General features: G+C 72.9%; 14 protein-coding genes. 5 read left to right on the forward strand and 9 right to left on the reverse strand.

Annotated elements, in window-relative coordinates; all coding sequences use genetic code 11:
• Positions 1-15: 15 nt before the first annotated feature.
• Positions 16-1,353 carry an O-antigen ligase family protein gene (locus tag HDA33_RS06765; RefSeq protein ID WP_184172027.1) on the reverse strand — a complete coding sequence of 446 codons (1,338 nt, stop codon included), beginning with the start codon at positions 1,351-1,353 and terminating at the stop codon, positions 16-18.
• A 125-nt stretch (positions 1,354-1,478) separates the two neighbouring features.
• On the opposite strand from HDA33_RS06765, the gene HDA33_RS06770 reads away from it, so the two are divergent.
• A complete protein-coding gene (locus tag HDA33_RS06770) occupies positions 1,479-2,876 on the forward strand; it encodes a tyrosine-protein kinase domain-containing protein (protein ID WP_184172029.1) in 1,398 nt (465 codons plus the stop codon).
• Positions 2,877-3,106: 230 nt separating this feature from the next.
• Here the strand turns inward: HDA33_RS06770 and HDA33_RS06775 are convergent, their stop codons facing one another.
• Positions 3,107-3,658 (reverse strand): hypothetical protein, encoded by a 552-nt coding sequence (locus tag HDA33_RS06775; RefSeq protein WP_184172031.1) that lies wholly within the window; start codon positions 3,656-3,658, stop codon positions 3,107-3,109.
• 212 nt (positions 3,659-3,870) lie between these two features.
• Here HDA33_RS06775 and HDA33_RS06780 point away from each other — a divergent pair, with 212 nt between their 5' ends.
• On the forward strand, positions 3,871-4,758 hold the full coding sequence (locus HDA33_RS06780; RefSeq protein WP_184172033.1) for a nucleotidyltransferase family protein: 888 nt from the start codon (positions 3,871-3,873) through the stop codon (positions 4,756-4,758).
• A 76-nt stretch (positions 4,759-4,834) separates the two neighbouring features.
• Positions 4,835-5,125, forward strand: a complete 291-nt coding sequence (locus tag HDA33_RS06785; protein WP_221432968.1) for a PqqD family protein — start codon at positions 4,835-4,837, stop codon at positions 5,123-5,125.
• 39 nt (positions 5,126-5,164) lie between these two features.
• Here the strand turns inward: HDA33_RS06785 and mfd are convergent, their stop codons facing one another.
• Both mfd and HDA33_RS06795 read right to left on the reverse strand, forming a co-directional pair.
• Entirely contained in the window at positions 5,165-8,818 is a 3,654-nt protein-coding gene (gene mfd / locus HDA33_RS06790; protein ID WP_184172037.1) for a transcription-repair coupling factor, read from the reverse strand.
• Complete coding sequence (locus HDA33_RS06795; protein WP_184172039.1) at positions 8,815-9,957, reverse strand: MauE/DoxX family redox-associated membrane protein; 1,143 nt, start codon at positions 9,955-9,957, stop codon at positions 8,815-8,817. Before HDA33_RS06795 ends, mfd begins: the two co-directional genes overlap by 4 nt.
• Positions 9,958-10,147: 190 nt before the next feature.
• Here HDA33_RS06795 and HDA33_RS06800 point away from each other — a divergent pair, with 190 nt between their 5' ends.
• The gene (locus HDA33_RS06800; RefSeq protein WP_158495048.1) at positions 10,148-10,663 is read left to right on the forward strand and encodes a DUF2505 domain-containing protein; all 516 of its coding nucleotides are present in this window, start codon (positions 10,148-10,150) and stop codon (positions 10,661-10,663) included.
• A 108-nt stretch (positions 10,664-10,771) separates the two neighbouring features.
• On the opposite strand, the gene pth is transcribed toward HDA33_RS06800, so the two are convergent.
• From pth to HDA33_RS06825, 5 genes are all read right to left on the reverse strand, one after another.
• Positions 10,772-11,347, reverse strand: coding sequence for an aminoacyl-tRNA hydrolase (pth, locus tag HDA33_RS06805; protein WP_158495049.1), 576 nt, complete (start codon positions 11,345-11,347; stop codon positions 10,772-10,774).
• A 7-nt stretch (positions 11,348-11,354) separates the two neighbouring features.
• Positions 11,355-11,993: a 50S ribosomal protein L25/general stress protein Ctc gene (locus tag HDA33_RS06810; RefSeq protein ID WP_184172041.1), complete on the reverse strand. Its 639-nt coding sequence runs from the start codon at positions 11,991-11,993 to the stop codon at positions 11,355-11,357.
• A gap of 175 nt (positions 11,994-12,168) precedes the next feature.
• Positions 12,169-13,590 (reverse strand): sugar nucleotide-binding protein, encoded by a 1,422-nt coding sequence (locus tag HDA33_RS06815; RefSeq protein WP_184172043.1) that lies wholly within the window; start codon positions 13,588-13,590, stop codon positions 12,169-12,171.
• A gap of 41 nt (positions 13,591-13,631) precedes the next feature.
• The gene (rfbB, locus tag HDA33_RS06820) at positions 13,632-14,627 is read right to left on the reverse strand and encodes a dTDP-glucose 4,6-dehydratase (protein ID WP_184172045.1); all 996 of its coding nucleotides are present in this window, start codon (positions 14,625-14,627) and stop codon (positions 13,632-13,634) included.
• 40 nt (positions 14,628-14,667) lie between these two features.
• Complete coding sequence (locus tag HDA33_RS06825) at positions 14,668-15,507, reverse strand: alpha-1,2-fucosyltransferase (protein ID WP_184172047.1); 840 nt, start codon at positions 15,505-15,507, stop codon at positions 14,668-14,670.
• A 106-nt stretch (positions 15,508-15,613) separates the two neighbouring features.
• Here HDA33_RS06825 and HDA33_RS06830 point away from each other — a divergent pair, with 106 nt between their 5' ends.
• Positions 15,614-16,603, forward strand: coding sequence for a CgeB family protein (locus HDA33_RS06830; RefSeq protein ID WP_184172049.1), 990 nt, complete (start codon positions 15,614-15,616; stop codon positions 16,601-16,603).
• Positions 16,604-16,606: the final 3 nt, after the last annotated feature.

A 16,606-nucleotide genomic window follows, 5' to 3' on the forward strand; every position in this document is an offset into this window, starting at 1 on the left:
GCGGTCAGTGCGGGCTCACCCGAGGCCGGGGGCGGCCGGGTCCACCGAGGACTCGGGCGTCGCCCCGCGGCGGGCGGCGGCGAGGACCTGACGACGGCGCCGCTCCCGCACCTCGCTCTCCAGGGGGGCGTCGCGCTCGCGCAGCCACAGGCTCACGCCCGCGGCCACGATGAGCATGCCGGGGATGGTGATGAACACCTCGCCCAGCTGGGTGGCCGTGACGAACACGACGGCGGCCGCCGCCTCCACGGCCACGCGCGAGGGGGTGCGCAGCCGGGTGCTGAACACGCGCAGGCCGAAGAACGCGTACGCGCCGAGGACCGCGAGCAGCAGCACGACGCCGCCCTCGGTGAAGAGGCCCGCGTAGGAGTCGTGGTAGTGCCAGGTGTCCTGGCCGATGGTCACATAGGCCTCCGTGAGCCCCCGGCCATGCCACGGGGTGGTCGCCGCCTTCGCCTCGGTCGCCGCCTGGATGGTGCCGCGCAGCCAATCGGTGCCGGTGCGATCGCCGAACACCGCGAGCCGGGAGAGGTTCTCCTCGGCGAAGCCCACCGCCCAGCCCAGGACGACGAGGAGCACGACCCGGAGCCCGGCGGCCAGGCGGGGGGTGACGGCGAGCCACACCAGGGCGACGCCGAACCCGGCCATGGAGGTGCGGGAGCCGGTGAGGAACAGGCAGACGGCCGCGGCGAGCAGGATCGCGAGCTTCCACCGGCGCGAGCGCACCACGGCGAGCGCCAGGACGGGCATGGCCGCGTAGTAGAGGCCGGCCACGTTCTTGTCCGCGAGGAAGCCTGTGAGGAAGCTGCCGTAGGGGGCCGGCACCACGCCGGCGTAGAAGAGCGGCACGTTGGCCGCCATCGCGGCGAGCAGTCCGGTGAGGACGGACCGCAGGTCGAGGCGGCCGCCGGCGATGCACCCGACGAGGCCGACCAGCGCGGCGATGCGCACCCAGCGGCGCAGCCACTCCATGTCGGGGATCCCCTGGTTCACGGAGACGACGGCCAGGAACACCATCACCGCGCCCGCCAGCACGGCGCTGAGCCCCAGGGCGGAGGTGTCCCGCCGGGAGCGCCGACACAGGGCGAGGAACAGCAGGAGCAGCATGGCGGCCTCGCTGAGCGGGACGCCGAGGGGTCCCAGCCGGACGCCGAAGGCCTCCATGGCCAGGAGCGCGCCGAGGATCAGCTCGGGGATGCGCAGCGGCTCCCGGGGCAGGCCGGTCGCGTCGTCCCTCGACCAGGCGGCGGTGCCGCGGGCGGCCTGGCGCTCCTGCACGGCGCGGGTCTCGAGGAGGGCGCGGTAGCGGGGGTCGGTGTCCACCGGTCCGCGTTTCTGGTGCCGCACGGCCATGCCCGCTCCTCTGCGCCTCGACGGCGGCTGTGGGCCGCCCCCGACCAGCCTAGACGAGTACCGCGGAACGGGCTGTCCTGCTTGTTAGAGTGAGCTGAGCCGCATCCCTTCGAGCCCGGGACACCATGAACATCATCGACTTCCTCCGCGTGCTGCGCGCGAACCGCCTGGTGATCCTGGGGTGCGCCGCCCTGGGCCTGGTGGCCGGCGTGGTCTACTCCCTGCTGCAGCCCACGCTCTACACGGCCACCTCCACCGGGTTCGTCACGGTGCAGGGCGAGGCCACCATCTCGGGCACGGAGACCGCACAGACCCGGGCCCAGTCCTACATCCCGCTGATCAACAGCCGCACGGTGCGGGAGAAGATCGCCGAGGGCGGGCTGGACACCGCGGGCGCGCACCTCCGTGCCGCCGTCGTGCCGGGCTCGAACCTCATCACCGTCTCCGCCGAGTCGGAGGACCCGGAGCAGGCCGCCGCCCTGGCCAACTCCGCGCTCGTGGCCACCGCCGAGACGGCCAACGGCCTGGACCCGACCTCCAACGTGCAGGTCACCGCCATGGAGGACGCGCTCGCGCCGACCAGCCCGACCAGCCCCGACTACGTGCGCAACATGCTCTACGGGCTGGGCGCCGGCCTGCTGCTCGGGCTGGTCATCGCCTTCCTGCGGCGGATCCTCGACGTCAACGTCCGCACCACCACGGACGCCCAGGTGGCGAGCGGCGCCGGTCTGCTCGGCGCCATCCCCCAGGACGCCACCCTGAAGGCCGAGCGGGACGCCCCCCGGGGCGAGCCCTCCCCCCGCGCCGCCGAGGCCGTCCGCCAGCTGCGCACCAACCTGCGCTTTGCAGCGGTGGACGATCCGCCGCGCACCATCGCCTTCACCAGCGCCAACCCGGGCGAGGGCAAGTCCACCGTGATCGGCAGCCTGGCCGTCGCGGTGGCCGCGTCCGGCCAGCCCGTCATCCTCATCGACGCGGACCTGCGTCGGCCTCGCCAGGCCCTGCAGTTCGGGGTGGACGGCCGCGTGGGCCTGTCCGAGGTGCTCAACGGCGACGTGGCCCTGCAGGACGTCCTCGTCCCGGTGGGCGATCACGGACTGCTCCTGCTGCCGGCCGGCCGCACTCCCCCGAACCCCTCGGAGCAGCTCGGCTCCGCCCGCATGCGGGACCTCCTCACCGCCCTCGCCGAGACCCACATGGTGCTCGTGGACGCGCCGCCGGTGCTGCCGGTGACGGACTCGACCCTCCTGTCGACCGCCGTGGACGGCACCGTCCTGGTGGTGCGCCACGGCAAGGCGCGCAAGGAGCACGTGGAGGTGGCGCGGGACATGCTGGCCGGCGTGAACGCCCGCGTGCTCGGCGTGGTGCTCAACGGCACCCCCGCCTCGGGCGTCGGCTCGGACTACTACGGCGGCGGCTACGCCTCGAAGGGCGACGACTACCACGCCTACTACCAGGCCCCGCGCGACGCGGAGTCCCGGTCGGCCGGCGAGACCACACCGGAGGCCGGCGCCGGACGCTGACCCGGCGCGCCCCGTCGTCGCAGGCGGAGAGCCCTGCCAACTCCGTATGGCAGGGCCCCTCTCACGCCCTCCCCTTCGCGATTCGGGCGACTTGTCGGAGGTCATAGGCCCTCCGACCTCCGATAAGTCACCCGAATCGCAGCACTGCGGGTTCCTCGGCACGGCATGCACGACGAAGGGCCCCGCCTCGATGAGGCGGGGCCCTTCGTGAACTCACAGAACAGTCGGCCTCACTCGGCCGGAGGGGTCCCCTCGAAGCAGACCTTCGGGACCGGCACCGAGTCGCACATCTGGCCCGACGTCTGCGGAGCCCCAACCAGCTCCACACCGATCGTGCCCTCAATGCAGCCGGAGTCGTCCGCCGAGTTGCCCGTGTTGTTGATGACGTAGAAGATCGTCAGTTCCTCACCGGGCGCAAGCGTGAGCTGGTCTTCCGTCAGCGGGACGACACCTTTCTTCGTCGGGTAGTCGTTGTACAGCGAAGAGGTGCCGGTGAAGGGCTTCCGGGTTTTCTTGTCGAAGGTGACCGTCACGGTCGACGGGGTCAGAGTCACGGTCTCCTGCGTGTCGTTCTTGACCGTGACCCAGAAGCCGTAAGCGTGCTTGATGTCGTTCGGGTTGTTGCCCGGGAACTTCACGACCTCGCCGACCTCGCCGACGTTAGGGCAGATCGGGGACGCGGCAAAGGCCGGGGCCGCCGAGACGGCGGCAACGGCGGGCACCGACCAGGCCAGACCGGCGGTGACCTTGCGGCGGGAAAGGGTGGAGGTGTTCTTCTGCATGGGCTTCACTCGTTTCGCGTTGAGGTGTGGCTTTCGCGCCCGAACGGGGTCCGGGGTCACGCGAGCGGACAAGAGCCCCCGCGACACCCTTCATGAGAATCGGCTGTGGAGGTCTCAAAGACAGTGTAGACGGATCGCCCAGCTCGTCGCCAGCCTCCCTGTGCGCCCGTGTGGAGGAGGGGCCCTCCTTTCGGTCGACTAAGCTCGCGGCCATGGGCGAACGAGCGACGGGACCGCGACCGGCCGCCCCGCCGTCCCTGGACCTCGCCGCCCGGGTCCGACTGGGCCACGCCCGGATCGCCTACGTGATGGAGGAGGCGGAGCTCCGCGGCCTCCACGTGAAGGGCTACGCCGCAGAGCCCGGCGTCTACCGCGGCCGACGCAGCAGCTCCGACGTGGACCTCCTCGTCCACCCCTCGGACGCCGCCGCCGCGGTCGAGCTCCTGGCCTCGCACGGCTGGGCCCCCGTGGCCGGCTTCTCCGAGGGCTCGATCTTCGAGCACGCCGCCACCCTGTGGCACGACCACCTGGGCTACGTGGACGTGCACCGCCTGTTCCCCGGTCTCGGCACGGACGCGGCCCGCACCTTCGACGCCCTGTGGGCGGAGCGCGCCATCCATGTGATCGCCGGCCGACCGGTCCCCGTGCCCGGCCCGGTGCACCAGCGGCTCGTGGTGATCGTCCACGCCGCGCGGGACTCGCACCGGGGCACCCTCGACGTCCGCCACATCAGAGACACGTCCAGCCCGGCCGAGTGGGACGCGCTGCGGCAGGAGGCGCGCCGGCTGCACGCCACGGCGGCCTGGCACGTGGCCACGGGCGAGGAGGCGGACGGCATGGACGCACACGACCTCGCCCTGTTCGAGGCGCTGCAGCACGACGAGAGCGGCCTGGACCTGTTCCGCACCCGGTGGCGCACGGCCCGCTCCGCGCGGGAGCGCGCCCGCCTCGTGCTGCACACGCTGCCCGTGAACCGCCCCCACCTGCAGATGCGCCTGGGTCACGCGCCCACCCGCGCGGACCTCCGGCGGGAGCAGCGCACCCGGATGGCCTCCCTCGCCCGCTGGGCCTGGACCCGGGGGGTGCGGCGTGGCCGCTGACCGTCTCCCCCGGACGTCCGGGACGACGTCGGAGCGTGGCTCCGCCTGGGCGGTCGCGCCCGGCGTCGCCTGGGCTTTGACCGACGGCGGCGGCGCCGCCGTCATGCACCTGGCGCACGGCGTCCCGCTGCTGCTCAGCCCCACGGGCCACGCCGTGTGGGACGTCCTCGTGGGCGGCCGCACGCCGGAGGACGACCTGACCGCCGCGCCGCCGTCGCCCCTGTCCGAGGAGGCCGTGGCCGCCGAGACGGCCGCGGCATTCGGCCTGGCCCCGGAGGACGTCGCGGCCGACGTCGGCGCGTTCCTCGCGATGCTCGAGCAGCACGGCGTCGTCGTCCGCGTCGGCGGCGTCCTCCCCCGGCCCTGACCGTGCCGCCTCCCCCGCCGGGGGACCGCTGTCTGAGCCTCAGGCCTCTGGCGCGAAGATCGCGTCGATCACCTGCTGCGCCCATTCGAGCAGCGGCACGTCCACGAGGTCCTGGCCCATGACCGGCTTGGTCTTCGGGCGCGGGATGAGCACGCCGTTGAGCGCCGGCTTCACCTGGGACCCCTTGTACATGCGGGTCAGGCGCATCTGACGGGACTCCGGCAGGTCCGCGGCGGGGCCGAACTTCACGTTCTGGCCCAGCAGCATGACCTCGGTGATCCCTGCGGCACGGGCGTGGTTGCGGAACCGGGCGACGGCGACGAGCGCCTCCACCGGTTCCGGCAGCGGGCCGTAGCGGTCCTTGAGCTCCTCCACCACGGCGTCCACGGCGGCGTCGTCCGCGGCCTGGGCGAGGTTGCGGTACATCTCCAGGCGCAGCCGCTCCCCCGGCACGTAGTCGTGCGGCAGGTGCGCGTTGACGGGCAGCTCCACCTTCACCTCGGCGGGCGCGGTGTCCTCCTCGCCCTTGAAGTCGGCCACGGCCTCGCCCACCATCCGCAGGTAGAGGTCGAAGCCCACGCCGGCGATGTGCCCGGACTGCTCGCCACCGAGCAGGTTGCCGGCGCCGCGGATCTCGAGGTCCTTCATGGCCAGCTGCATGCCGGCGCCGAGCTCGTTGTGGGTGGCCACGGCCTTGAGGCGCTCGAGGGCGACCTCGCCGAGGGGCTTCTGCGGGTCGTACAGGAAGTACGCGTACGCCCGCTCGCGGCCGCGGCCCACGCGGCCGCGCAGCTGGTGCAGCTGCGAGAGGCCGTAGCGGTGGGCGTCCTCCACGATCAGGGTGTTGGCGTTGGCGATGTCCAGGCCGGTCTCGATGATCGTGGTGGAGACGAGCACGTCGAAGCGGCGCTCCCAGAAGTCCACCATGATCTGCTCGAGCCGGGCCTCGCCCATCTTGCCGTGGGCGACGGCGATCCTCGCCTCCGGCACCAGCTCGGCGATGCGCTTGGCCACCTTGTCGATGGTGGTGACGCGGTTGTGCACGTAGAACACCTGGCCCTCGCGCATCAGCTCGCGGCGGATGGCGGCGGTGACCTGCTGGTCCGAGTAGGGGCCCACGGAGGTCAGCACGGGGTGCCGCTCCTCGGGGGCGGTGGCCAGGGTGGAGGTCTCGCGGATGCCGGTGAGGGACATCTCGAGGGTGCGCGGGATGGGCGTGGCGGACATGGCGAGCACGTCCACGTTGGTGCGCATCTTCTTCAGCGCCTCCTTGTGCTCCACGCCGAAGCGCTGCTCCTCGTCCACGATCACCAGGCCCAGGTCCTTGAACTGCACCTGGTCGGAGAGCAGCCGGTGGGTGCCGATCACCACGTCCATCTCACCGTGGGCGAGCCCCTCGACGACCTCCTTGGATTCCTTGGCGGTCTGGAACCGGGAGAGCGCGGCCACCTTCACGGGGAAGCCGGCGAACCGGTCGGAGAACGTCTGGTGGTGCTGGCGGGCGAGCAGCGTCGTCGGGACGAGCACGGCCACTTGCTTGCCGTCCTGCACCGCCTTGAACGCGGCGCGCACGGCCACCTCCGTCTTGCCGAAACCGACGTCTCCGGAGACGAGCCGGTCCATGGGGACAGCCGCCTCCATGTCCTTCTTGACGTCCTCGATGGTGGTCAGCTGGTCCGGCGTCTCGATGAACGGGAACGCCTCCTCCAGCTCGCCCTGCCACGGGGTGTCCGGGGCGAACGCGTGGCCGCGCGAGGCCATGCGGGCCGAGTACAGGCGGATGAGCTCGCCGGCGATCTCGCGGGTGGCGCGCTTGGCCTTGGACTTGGTCTGCGCCCAGTCCGAGCCGCCCATCTTGGACAGCGACGGCGTCTCCCCGCCCACGTAGGTGGAGATCAGGTCGAGCTGGTCGGTGGGCACGAACAGCCGGTCCCCCGGCGCGCCCCGCTTGGAGGGGGCGTACTCGAGCACGAGGTACTCGCGGTAGGACTCCTCGGCGCCGGGGGCGGTGCGCGGGCCGCCGGTGACCTTGCGGCGCTGCAGCTCCACGAAGCGGGCGATGCCGTGCTGGGAGTGCACCACGTGGTCACCGGGCTGCAGGGTCAGCGGGTCGACGGCGTTGCGCCGCTTCCGGGCCAGCCGCGCCCCGGGGGCGCGCGTGCCCGCGGTGCGGTGCCGGCCGAAGAGGTCGTGCTCCGTGATCAGGGCGATCTGCGCGTCCGGGATCGTGAAGCCGGAGCCGACGGGCGCCGTCGCGATGGAGACCCGCCCCGGGGCGAGGTCCGCGGGCAGGGGCCCGTCCACCACGGCGGCCGTGAGGCCTGCCTCCGTGGTGAGCTCGGCGAGACGGCGGGCGGAGCCGGGGCCGTCGGTGAGGACCACGGCATGCCACCCCTCCGCGAGCCGGACGCGGGTGTGGGCGAGCATGGCCTCGATGTCGCCCGAGAAGGTCTGCGGGACGCCGAGGGTGGCGCGCAGGGTGGCGGCGTCGGGCAGCAGCTCGTCGTCCGAGACCAGCGCGGTGACGGACCAGAACCCCTGGTCCTGCTCGAGGGCGGCCGCGCGGAGTTCGGCCACCGTGAGGAAGCCGCCGGCGGCGGACTGGTCCGCCCCGGCCACGTCCACCGGGGCGACCGCGCCCTGCGCGGCGCCGGCCCACGCGGCCTGGAGGAACTCCTCGTTGGTGGCCAGCAGGTCGTCGGCGCGGCCGCGCAGCCGCTCGGGCTCCACGAGGACGGTCAGTGAGCCGGTGGGCAGCATGCGGGGCAGCGACGTCATGGCCTCGGCCAGCAGCGGCGAGAGGGACTCCATGCCCTCCACGGCCACGCCCTCGGCGATCCGGTCCAGCATGTCCGCGGCGGCGGGCATGGCCGGGATCAGCTCCTTCGCGCGCCGGCGCACGTGGTCCGTGATGAGCAGCTCGCGGCACGGGGGCGCGTACAGCTCGGTGGGGTGGCCCGAGCCGTCCTCCGTGGTGTCCTCGAGGGAACGCTGGTCCGCCACGGAGAACCAGCGCATCTGCTCCACCTCGTCGCCGAAGAACTCGATGCGCACGGGGTGGTCCTCGGTGGGCGGGAAGACGTCGATCAGCCCGCCGCGCACGGCGAACTCGCCGCGTCGGCTGACCATGTCCACACGTGAGTAGGCGGCGTCCGCGAGTGCGGCCACCACGCCGTCGAAGTCCCGCTCCTCCCCCGTCCGCAGGGTCACGGGGCTCAGCTCGCCGAGCCCGGCCACCAGGGGCTGCAGCACGGCACGCACGGGGGCGACGACGACGCGCAGCGGCTCCCCGAGCTCCTCCGGGTGGGCGAGGCGGCGCAGCACGGCCAGCCGCGCGCCCACGGTGTCCGAGCGCGGGGACAGGCGCTCGTGCGGCAGCGTCTCCCAGGACGGGAACAGCGCGGCGGCACCGGCGGGGGCCCAGGCGGCGAGGTCGGTCACGAGGTCCTCGGCCTCGCGGGTGGTCGCGGTGACCACGAGGACGGCGGCACGCTCGCCGTGGCCCTCGGCCAGCGCCTCGGCCAGGACGGTCAGCAGGGGCGCGCGGGCGCCGTCGGGCAGGCCGATCTCCAGCTCGACGCCCCGGGACTCGAGCGGCCGGGAGGCGGAGGCGACGGCCGCCTCGAGCGCGCGTTCGGCGCGCAGGCGCGGCAGCAGCGAGGCGAGGACGGGGACGGTGTGCGATGCGCTCACGCGCGGACCTCCGGGGTCGGGGTGTCGGATGCGGGGGATGGGACGGGCGCGGCGGGCGCCTCGGCGGCCATGATGTCCCGGATCTCCTCGAGGAAGGCCAGGACGTCGTCGGCGCCGCCCACGGGGCCGCCGGCGGTGAGCAGGTCGGTGCCCAGCAGCACGGCCATGGGGTAGGAGGTGAGGCCCAGCCCGCGGGCCGCGGCGCCGTTCGGGTCGTCCGCCACGAGGTCCGCGGGGATGGCGCCGGTCGACGCCGAGGGCGCGGCCCCGGCCTCGTGCTGCGGCATGAGCACTCGGAGGCGCACGGGGCCGAGCGACGCGCGGAACTCGTCCAGGCGTGCGATCACCTGGGAGCACGAGCCGCAGCCCGTGGAGAGGCGCAGGGCCACCACGGCGCCCCGGGAGGCGAGGGCGTGCAGGCCGGTGTAGCGGCCGTCCTCGATCACGAGGGCGTCCGGGAACGGCAGACGCTCCGGCCCGTCCGGGTCCTCGGCGACGGTCTCGACCGCAGTGGGGCCGGCGGGCGGCGCGGGGACCGCGCCGGGCGTGCCGGCGACGGCGTCCGGGTGCGCCCCCGTGGCGGCCACGGGGCCCGCGGCCAGCACGGGGTCCGCGGCCGGCACGGACTCGCGGCCCACGAGGAAGGCGGAGACGGCGAGCAGCACGGCGACGAGCAGCGCCCACGCCCACGCGCCCGAGCCGAAGGCGGTGAGCGGCTGCCAGGCCAGGCCCGCGCCGTGCACCGCCAACGAGACGATCCCCTCGGCCAGCGCCAGGACAGCGAGGACCAGGAAGACGACGTTGCGGACCACGGTCCACCGGGAGATCGGGGCGGCCGAGGCCTCGCCGAAGCAGCCGCACGAGACGCCGTCGCCCTTCGCGCGGACCACGAGGACGAGGAACGCGGCGAACAGGGCGACGGCGGCCAGGCCCACCACGGGGCGCAGCACGGTGAACGGGAGCACGAGCGCCGCGGCGAGCAGCAGCTCGAGCCACGGGAACGCGCGGGCCAGGGCGGGGGCCGCGAGCGGACGGGGCACCTTCAGGCGCGTGAACGTGGCCTCCACGTCCTCGCCCGAGCGGAGCTTGGCCGTCCCGCTCAGGAGCAGGATGAGGGCCACGGCCCAGAGTGCCGGCATGGCGGACGCACCTTCCAGAAGGGGGTTCTCGCAGGGATCTCGCGGCTCGGCCGGGCGCGCAGCGGGCGGCCGGGGTCGCGGAGGCCAGCATATAAGGTGGGACATCGACGCCCATCGCCGTCGGCGAACCGGCGCGGAGCCGCGAGGCCGCCCCGCCGGGCGGGCCGTTCCGAGATCCCGAGGAGACACCGTGGCCTTTTCCGCTCAGCAGTCCATCCCGCACCCGCCGGCCGCCGTGGCCGCGGCCCTCGCGTCCGAGGAGTTCCACCGGTCCGTGGTGGAGCAGCTCGGCGGCTCCCTGGTCTCGTTCCGCGTGGAGGGCTCCCCCGAGGGCCCCATGACCGTCACCACCGTGCGCTCGGCCCCGGCCGACCGCCTGCCGGAGATGGCGCGGAAGTTCATCGGCTCCTCCCTGCAGGTGGAGCAGGTGGAGCGGTGGGAGGCCCCGGCCGCGGATGGCTCCCGCGTGGGCACCACCACCATCACCGTGCCGGCCGCCAAGGCCACCGCGGAGGGCGCCCAGCGCCTGACCGCCGCCGGCGAGGGCTCGCAGTACTCCGTGGATGGCACCGTGACCTGCAAGATCCCGCTCGTGGGCTCCAAGCTCGCCGCGAAGGCCGAGCCCATGGTCGGCAAGGTCGTGAACCGCCAGGCGCGCGCCCTGACCTCGTGGATCGGGCGTGACGGCGGGGCCGCAGGCGCCTGACCCGCCCCCTCCCCCCGCAACGCGTCGGCCCCGGCCCCCTGGAGGGGGCCGGGGCCGACTGCTGTCGTCAACCGGTGAGGGCGCGACCCGCCCGGCCGGAGGCCGGGCTCAGTGGAAGGCCTGCTGGGCCGCCTCCAGCCCGTCCGTGACGAGCTTCTCGACGGCGTCGGCCGCGCGGTCCACGTGCAGGGGCAGGGCGTCCTGCTCGGGCTTGGAAAAGGAGCGCAGCACGAAGTCGGCCACGTCCATGCGGCCCGGAGGCCTGCCGATGCCCACGCGCACGCGGGCGTAGTCCTTGGTGCCGAGGGAGGCGGTGATGGACTTGAGCCCGTTGTGGCCGCCCTCGCCGCCGCCGCGCTTGAGGCGCAGGGCGTCGAACGGGATGTCCAGCTCGTCGTGCACCACCACCAGGTCCTCGGGGCCCACCCCGTAGAAGGACGCCAGGGCGGAGACCGGACGGCCGGAGACGTTCATGTATCCGGTGGATTTCGCGAGCACCACCCGCGGTCCCCCGATGCCGAGGCGGCCCGTGGCCACCACGGCGCCGGCCCGGTGGCGGGTGAACCCGGCTCCCATGCGGGAGGCGAGCTCATCCGCCACCATCTGGCCGACGTTGTGCCGGGTGCGCTCGTACTCGGGCCCGGGATTGCCGAGCCCGACGATGAGCGTGGTCCCCGCACTCATGGCGTGATCAGTCCTCGGAGCCCTCGGACTCGCCCTCAGCGGACTCGCCCTCGGCGGCCTCGCCCTCGGCGGCCTGCTCCTCCTGGACGGACTCGTCGCCCAGGTCCTGCTCCACGACCTCGGAGACGGTCGCGATGACGATCTCGTCCTCGAGCTGCAGGGTGGTGCCGGCCGGGACCTGCACGTCGGTGGCGTACACGTGCTCGCCGGCCTCGCGGCCCTCCACGGAGATGGTGACGGACTCGGGCAGGTGGGTGGCCTCGGCCTCGACGGGCACGGTGACGTGGTCCAGCACGTACTCGTTGCCCTGGGCGACCTCGCCCTCCACGTGCACGGTGACGTCCACGACGACCTTCTCGCCACGGCGGACCTCGATGAGGTCCAGGTGCTCCACGGTGTCCTTGAGGGCGTGGCGCTGGATGTCCTTGGGGAGCACCATGTGCTCCTCGCCGGCCTCGTTCACCACGGTGAGCAGGGCGTTGGGGTTGCGGACGGCCAGGGTGGTCTCCTGGGCCGGCAGCAGCAGGTGGATGGGGTCCTGGCCGTGGCCGTAGACGACGGCGGGGATCAGGCCGGCGCGGCGGGCCTGGCGGGCGGCGCCCTTGCCGAAGTCGGTGCGGCGGGTGACCTTGATCTTGTCAGACATGATGCGTCCTCCTCTGGTGTGCGGCCGCGTCCCCGGTGGGGGGCGCGGGTGTGGCCAGGAAGGGTGCGACGCGCGGGGAGCGGGGCTCACCTCTTGCGCGGTCGCGGCCTCGTCGATCACGGAGTGGGAGACTCCCTCGCCTGGGCAACCCCCCGAGGATACCACCGGCGGCGGGTCAGCCGCGCGCGAGGTGCTCCCGCAGCCGCGCGCGCTGGTCCGGGGCGCGGTAGCCGACGGCGGCCAGCGGCCCGAGGTCCAGGGCGCTGTTGGCGGGTCGGGGGGCGATGCCCTCCTTGCCGTCCAGGTACTCGGCCGTGGTCACCGGACGCACGCGGCCGGCGTCGTGCCCGGTGTCCTCGAACACCCACCGGGCCACCTGGTGCCACGTGACCACGTCGCCGCCGTTGGTCATGTGGAACGTGCCCGTGGGCGCGTCCGTGGTGACCAGGTGCAGCAGGGCGTCGGCGAGGTCCTCGGCGAAGGTGAGGCGGCCGTGCTGATCGGCGACGACGGCCGGGTCGATCCCGCGCTCGGCGAGGGAGGCCATCGTGGCCACGAAGTTCTTCCCCTCCCCGATCACCCAGGAGGTCCGCACGATCCAGTGGGCGTCCAGCGCGCGGACCGCGGACTCCCCCGCGGCCTTGGACTGGCCGTAGACCCCGAGCGGGGCGAGCGGGTGGTCCACCGGGTGCTCCTCGCCCACGGGCAGAGCGCCGTCGAACACGTAGTCCGTGGAGACGTGCGCGAGCGGCACGCGGGCGTCCGCGCAGCGGCGGGCGAGCTCGGCCACGGCGGTGGCGTTGACGGCCCATGCCTGGGCGCGGCCCTCCGGGGTCTCGGCGGCGTCCACCGCGGTCATGGCGGACGCGTTGACCACGGCGCGCAGGCCGCGGAAGTGCTCGCGCGGCCAGGACGCCGGATCGGTCATGTCCCACGTGTCCCGGCCGTGGGCCTCGACCGGGATCCCCGCGGCCTCGGCGCGGGCCACCAGGGCACGGCCGAGCTGGCCGCCGGCGCCGAGCACGAGGATCGGGGCGGGCGGCATGGGGGTGACGTCCGCGAGCATCGGGTGGGCGCGGTCCTTGTCCGAGAGCTCGGCGTCCTCGAGCGGGATGGGCCAGGCGATGGCCGCCGTCGGGTCCGCGAGGTTGAGGAACGTGTACCGCCCCTGGGCGTCGGCGGACCAGTGGTCGTTCACCAGGTACGTGTAGGCCGTGTCCGGCTCGAGGGTCTGGTAGGAGTTGCCGACGCCGCGGGGCACGAACACGGCCTTCTCCGGGCCGAGCTCCACGGTGGCGACGGCGCCGAAGGACTCCCCCGCGCGCAGGTCCACCCAGGCGCCGAAGATGCGCCCGTGCGCCACGGAGACGTACTTGTCCCAGGGCTCGGCGTGGATGCCGCGGGTGGTGCCGACGGCGTCGTTGAAGGACACGTTGTTCTGCACGGGGCCGAGGTCCGGCAGGCGGACGCCCGCCTCGGCCGCGGCAGCCCGGAGCTTCTCGCGCTGCCAGTTCTCCTTGAACCAGCCGCGGTTGTCCCCGTGGACGTCCAGGTCAATGACGAGCAGGCCGGGGATGGCGGTCTCGGTGATCTTCATGCGTGCGCTCCCGTCACTGGCGGTGGGTCACTGGAGGTGGATCACTGGCCCTGGGCGCGGTACGTGGCCTCGACGGCGTCCTTGGCCGGGCGCCACCAGGACTCGTTCTCGCGGTACCAGGCCACCGTTTCGGCGAGGCCGGCGCGGATGTCGGTGAACTGCGGCTCCCAGCCGAGCTCGGTGCGCAGGGCGGTGTTGTCGATCGCGTAGCGCAGGTCGTGGCCGGGGCGGTCGGCGACGAGGTCGTAGTCGTCCGTGGGGCGGTCGAAGAGCTCGAGGAGGATCTCGACGATCTCCTTGTTGTTCTTCTCCCCGTCCGAGCCGATCAGGTAGGTGCGGCCGATCTCGCCACGTTCGAGGATGCGCAGCACGGCCGAGGAGTGGTCCTCGGTGTGGATCCAGTCCCGGACGTTGACGCCCTGGCCGTAGAGGCGGGGGCGGACGCCGTCGATCAGGTTGGTGATCTGGCGCGGGATGAACTTCTCGATGTGCTGGTACGGGCCGTAGTTGTTGGAGCAGTTGCTCAGCGTGGCCTGTACGCCGAACGAGCGGACCCACGCGCGCACCAGGTGGTCCGAGCCGGCCTTCGAGGCCGAGTACGGGCTGGAGGGGTTGTACGGAGTGGCCTCGGTGAACTTCGCCGGGTCGTCCAGCTCCAGGTCCCCGTAGACCTCGTCCGTGGAGACGTGGTGGAAGCGCTTGCCGTGCTTGCGGGCCGCTTCGAGGAGGACGAAGGTTCCGACGATGTTCGTCTGGATGAACGGGGAGGGATCGTTCAGCGAATTGTCGTTGTGGGACTCCGCCGCGTAGTGCACGACGGCGTCCGACTCGGCGACCAGGCGGTCCACCAGGGCCGCGTCGCAGATGTCCCCCACCTCGAGAGTGACGCGGTCCTCGGGCAGGCCGGCGAGGTTCTCCCGGTTGCCGGCGTAGGTCAGCTTGTCCAGGACGACGACGTCGTGCCCGGTCTCGCGGAAGACGTGGTGGACGAAGTTCGAGCCGATGAACCCGGCGCCGCCGGTGACGAGGAGGTGCATGAGGCTGAGTTTATGCGTGGGAAGCCGGCTGGCCATCGGTTCAGCCGGCCGGGAGGAACTCCTCGTCCGGAATCACGGTCCACTGGGGGTGCACCAGGGGCGATTCGCCGCGGGTGTACCGGCGGTTGAAGTGCAGAGGGGCCAGGATGCTGCGGGGCCGTTCCGCACGGGGCAGCGCCAACGCCGTGTAGCCGCCCCAGTAGGAGAACGTCGAGTTGGCCAGGACGAGGTGGCGGCCGCCGACGATCTGTGCCAAGTCGTTGAACATGTCGTGCTCGCCGGGGAGCGTCTCGACCGGCGCCACGTCCGCCAGGAATCCCAGGTGTGCACGGCACCATTCGATGTCGTCCGAGACGAGGACGAACCGTGTGCGGTCCGCCGCCGGGATGCGCGTCACCGCCGCTCGCACGTATCCGGCGATGTCGAACCCGTAGTTCGCCCTGTGCACCGGGTCCGAGTAGTAGTCCCCGCGCCGGACGTTGATGACGACGGCGTCCCGATCGACGCGCCGAAGCCGCGCACGGAATGCGTCGCTGGTGAGCAGGCGGTCACCTGCGAAGTCGAGCAAGTCCCGGAAGCACCAGTCGTGGAACGTCTGTTGCCCCCACTCGACCGTTCGCTCTTGCCGGAAGGACACGTCCCCTTCCCGCACCGTGAGATCCCTGAGGGCGGGGAACTCTGTCAACCACGGCTCCATCTTGGGCTTATACCGCACCAGCCACGGACGACCCGTTTCCTGGCGGCGCGCCCACGCCGTGGCCCATAGATAGAGGAAGTTGCCGCCGTTCATGGGCTCGGCCCCCCAGATCACCGGTGGATCGGCTCGGCGCACCGTCGCAAGCACCCCGGCGGCGAGGTCACGGCCCAGGCGTTCACCCATCCGACTCTTCACTCGCGGTCTTCTCATAGCTCCGCCTCCCTCGCTACCTCGGCTCAGACTACTTGTCGAGGTCATGACACGAGCGTCCGACGCCTACGCTGGCCCCATGAGCGTCGACGTCGTCTACATCCGGCCGGGCGGCACCGGCTGGGGCCCGGTCGCCGAGCTAGCCCGGCTCTCGGCGCGGCTGCTCGGCGGGACGCTGAGAGAGATCGCGGACCGGGGGCACTCCTCCCCGCTGGCGCGAGGCGCGGTGCTCCTCCCCCGGGGGAGGCGCGCGCGCGGGCGACGCCTGTTGGTCCTTGCCGGCAATCCCGCCGCACTCTCCTTCGCCGCGCGGCCCAGCATGTGGTTCCCGGGTTACGAGTCCACCGCCGCGTGGGTCATCGATTCGTTCTGGTCGGACAGGATCGCAGGCGTCGCCAAACACCGTCCGCACTTCGACCACCTGTTCATCACCGACCCGGAACTGGGAGATGAATGGCGGGAACGTACGGGACGTCCTGTAGACGTCCTCCCCTGGGGCTCGGACACGCTCGCGTTCCCCCCGGTCGACACAACGAAGCCCGTCGATTTGCTGCGGCTGGGCCGCCAGCCGTCCGCCTGGGCGGATGACAGCCTGACAGCGCAGGAAGCAGCCCGGCGGGGTCTGACCTTCGGTGGCCGACCTCCGGCCTCCGTCGATGCGCTGACCAACCAGCAGAACGTCCGCACGGCCCTCCTCGAGTCGAAGATCGTCCTGGCCTTCTCCAATCGCGTCAGCCCTGCGGCGTACACCCACCCGACCCGCGAGTACCTGACAGGTCGTTGGATGGACGCCCTCGCGGCGGGCTGCCTGGTGGCAGGTGTGGCCCCGCGCAGCGCCGCGCAGCTCCTCTGGGGCGGCGCCACCATGGACATCTCCCCCCACTCCCGCGCCGACGCATGGCCGGTCCTCGTGGAGGCGGCTGCGGGCTGGAGCATCGAGGCCGCTACCCGACAACAGGAGTTGGCCCGTCGGACAGTCGACTGGAGGCACCGACTGCGGCGTCTCGTCGACATCATGGGCTGGCCCCACACCGAGCAGCTCACCACCGAGTCCCACCGGCTGACCTGACCC

This window comes from Micrococcus endophyticus (genome assembly GCF_014205115.1).
Taxonomy (GTDB): Bacteria; Actinomycetota; Actinomycetes; order Actinomycetales; family Micrococcaceae; genus Micrococcus; species Micrococcus endophyticus.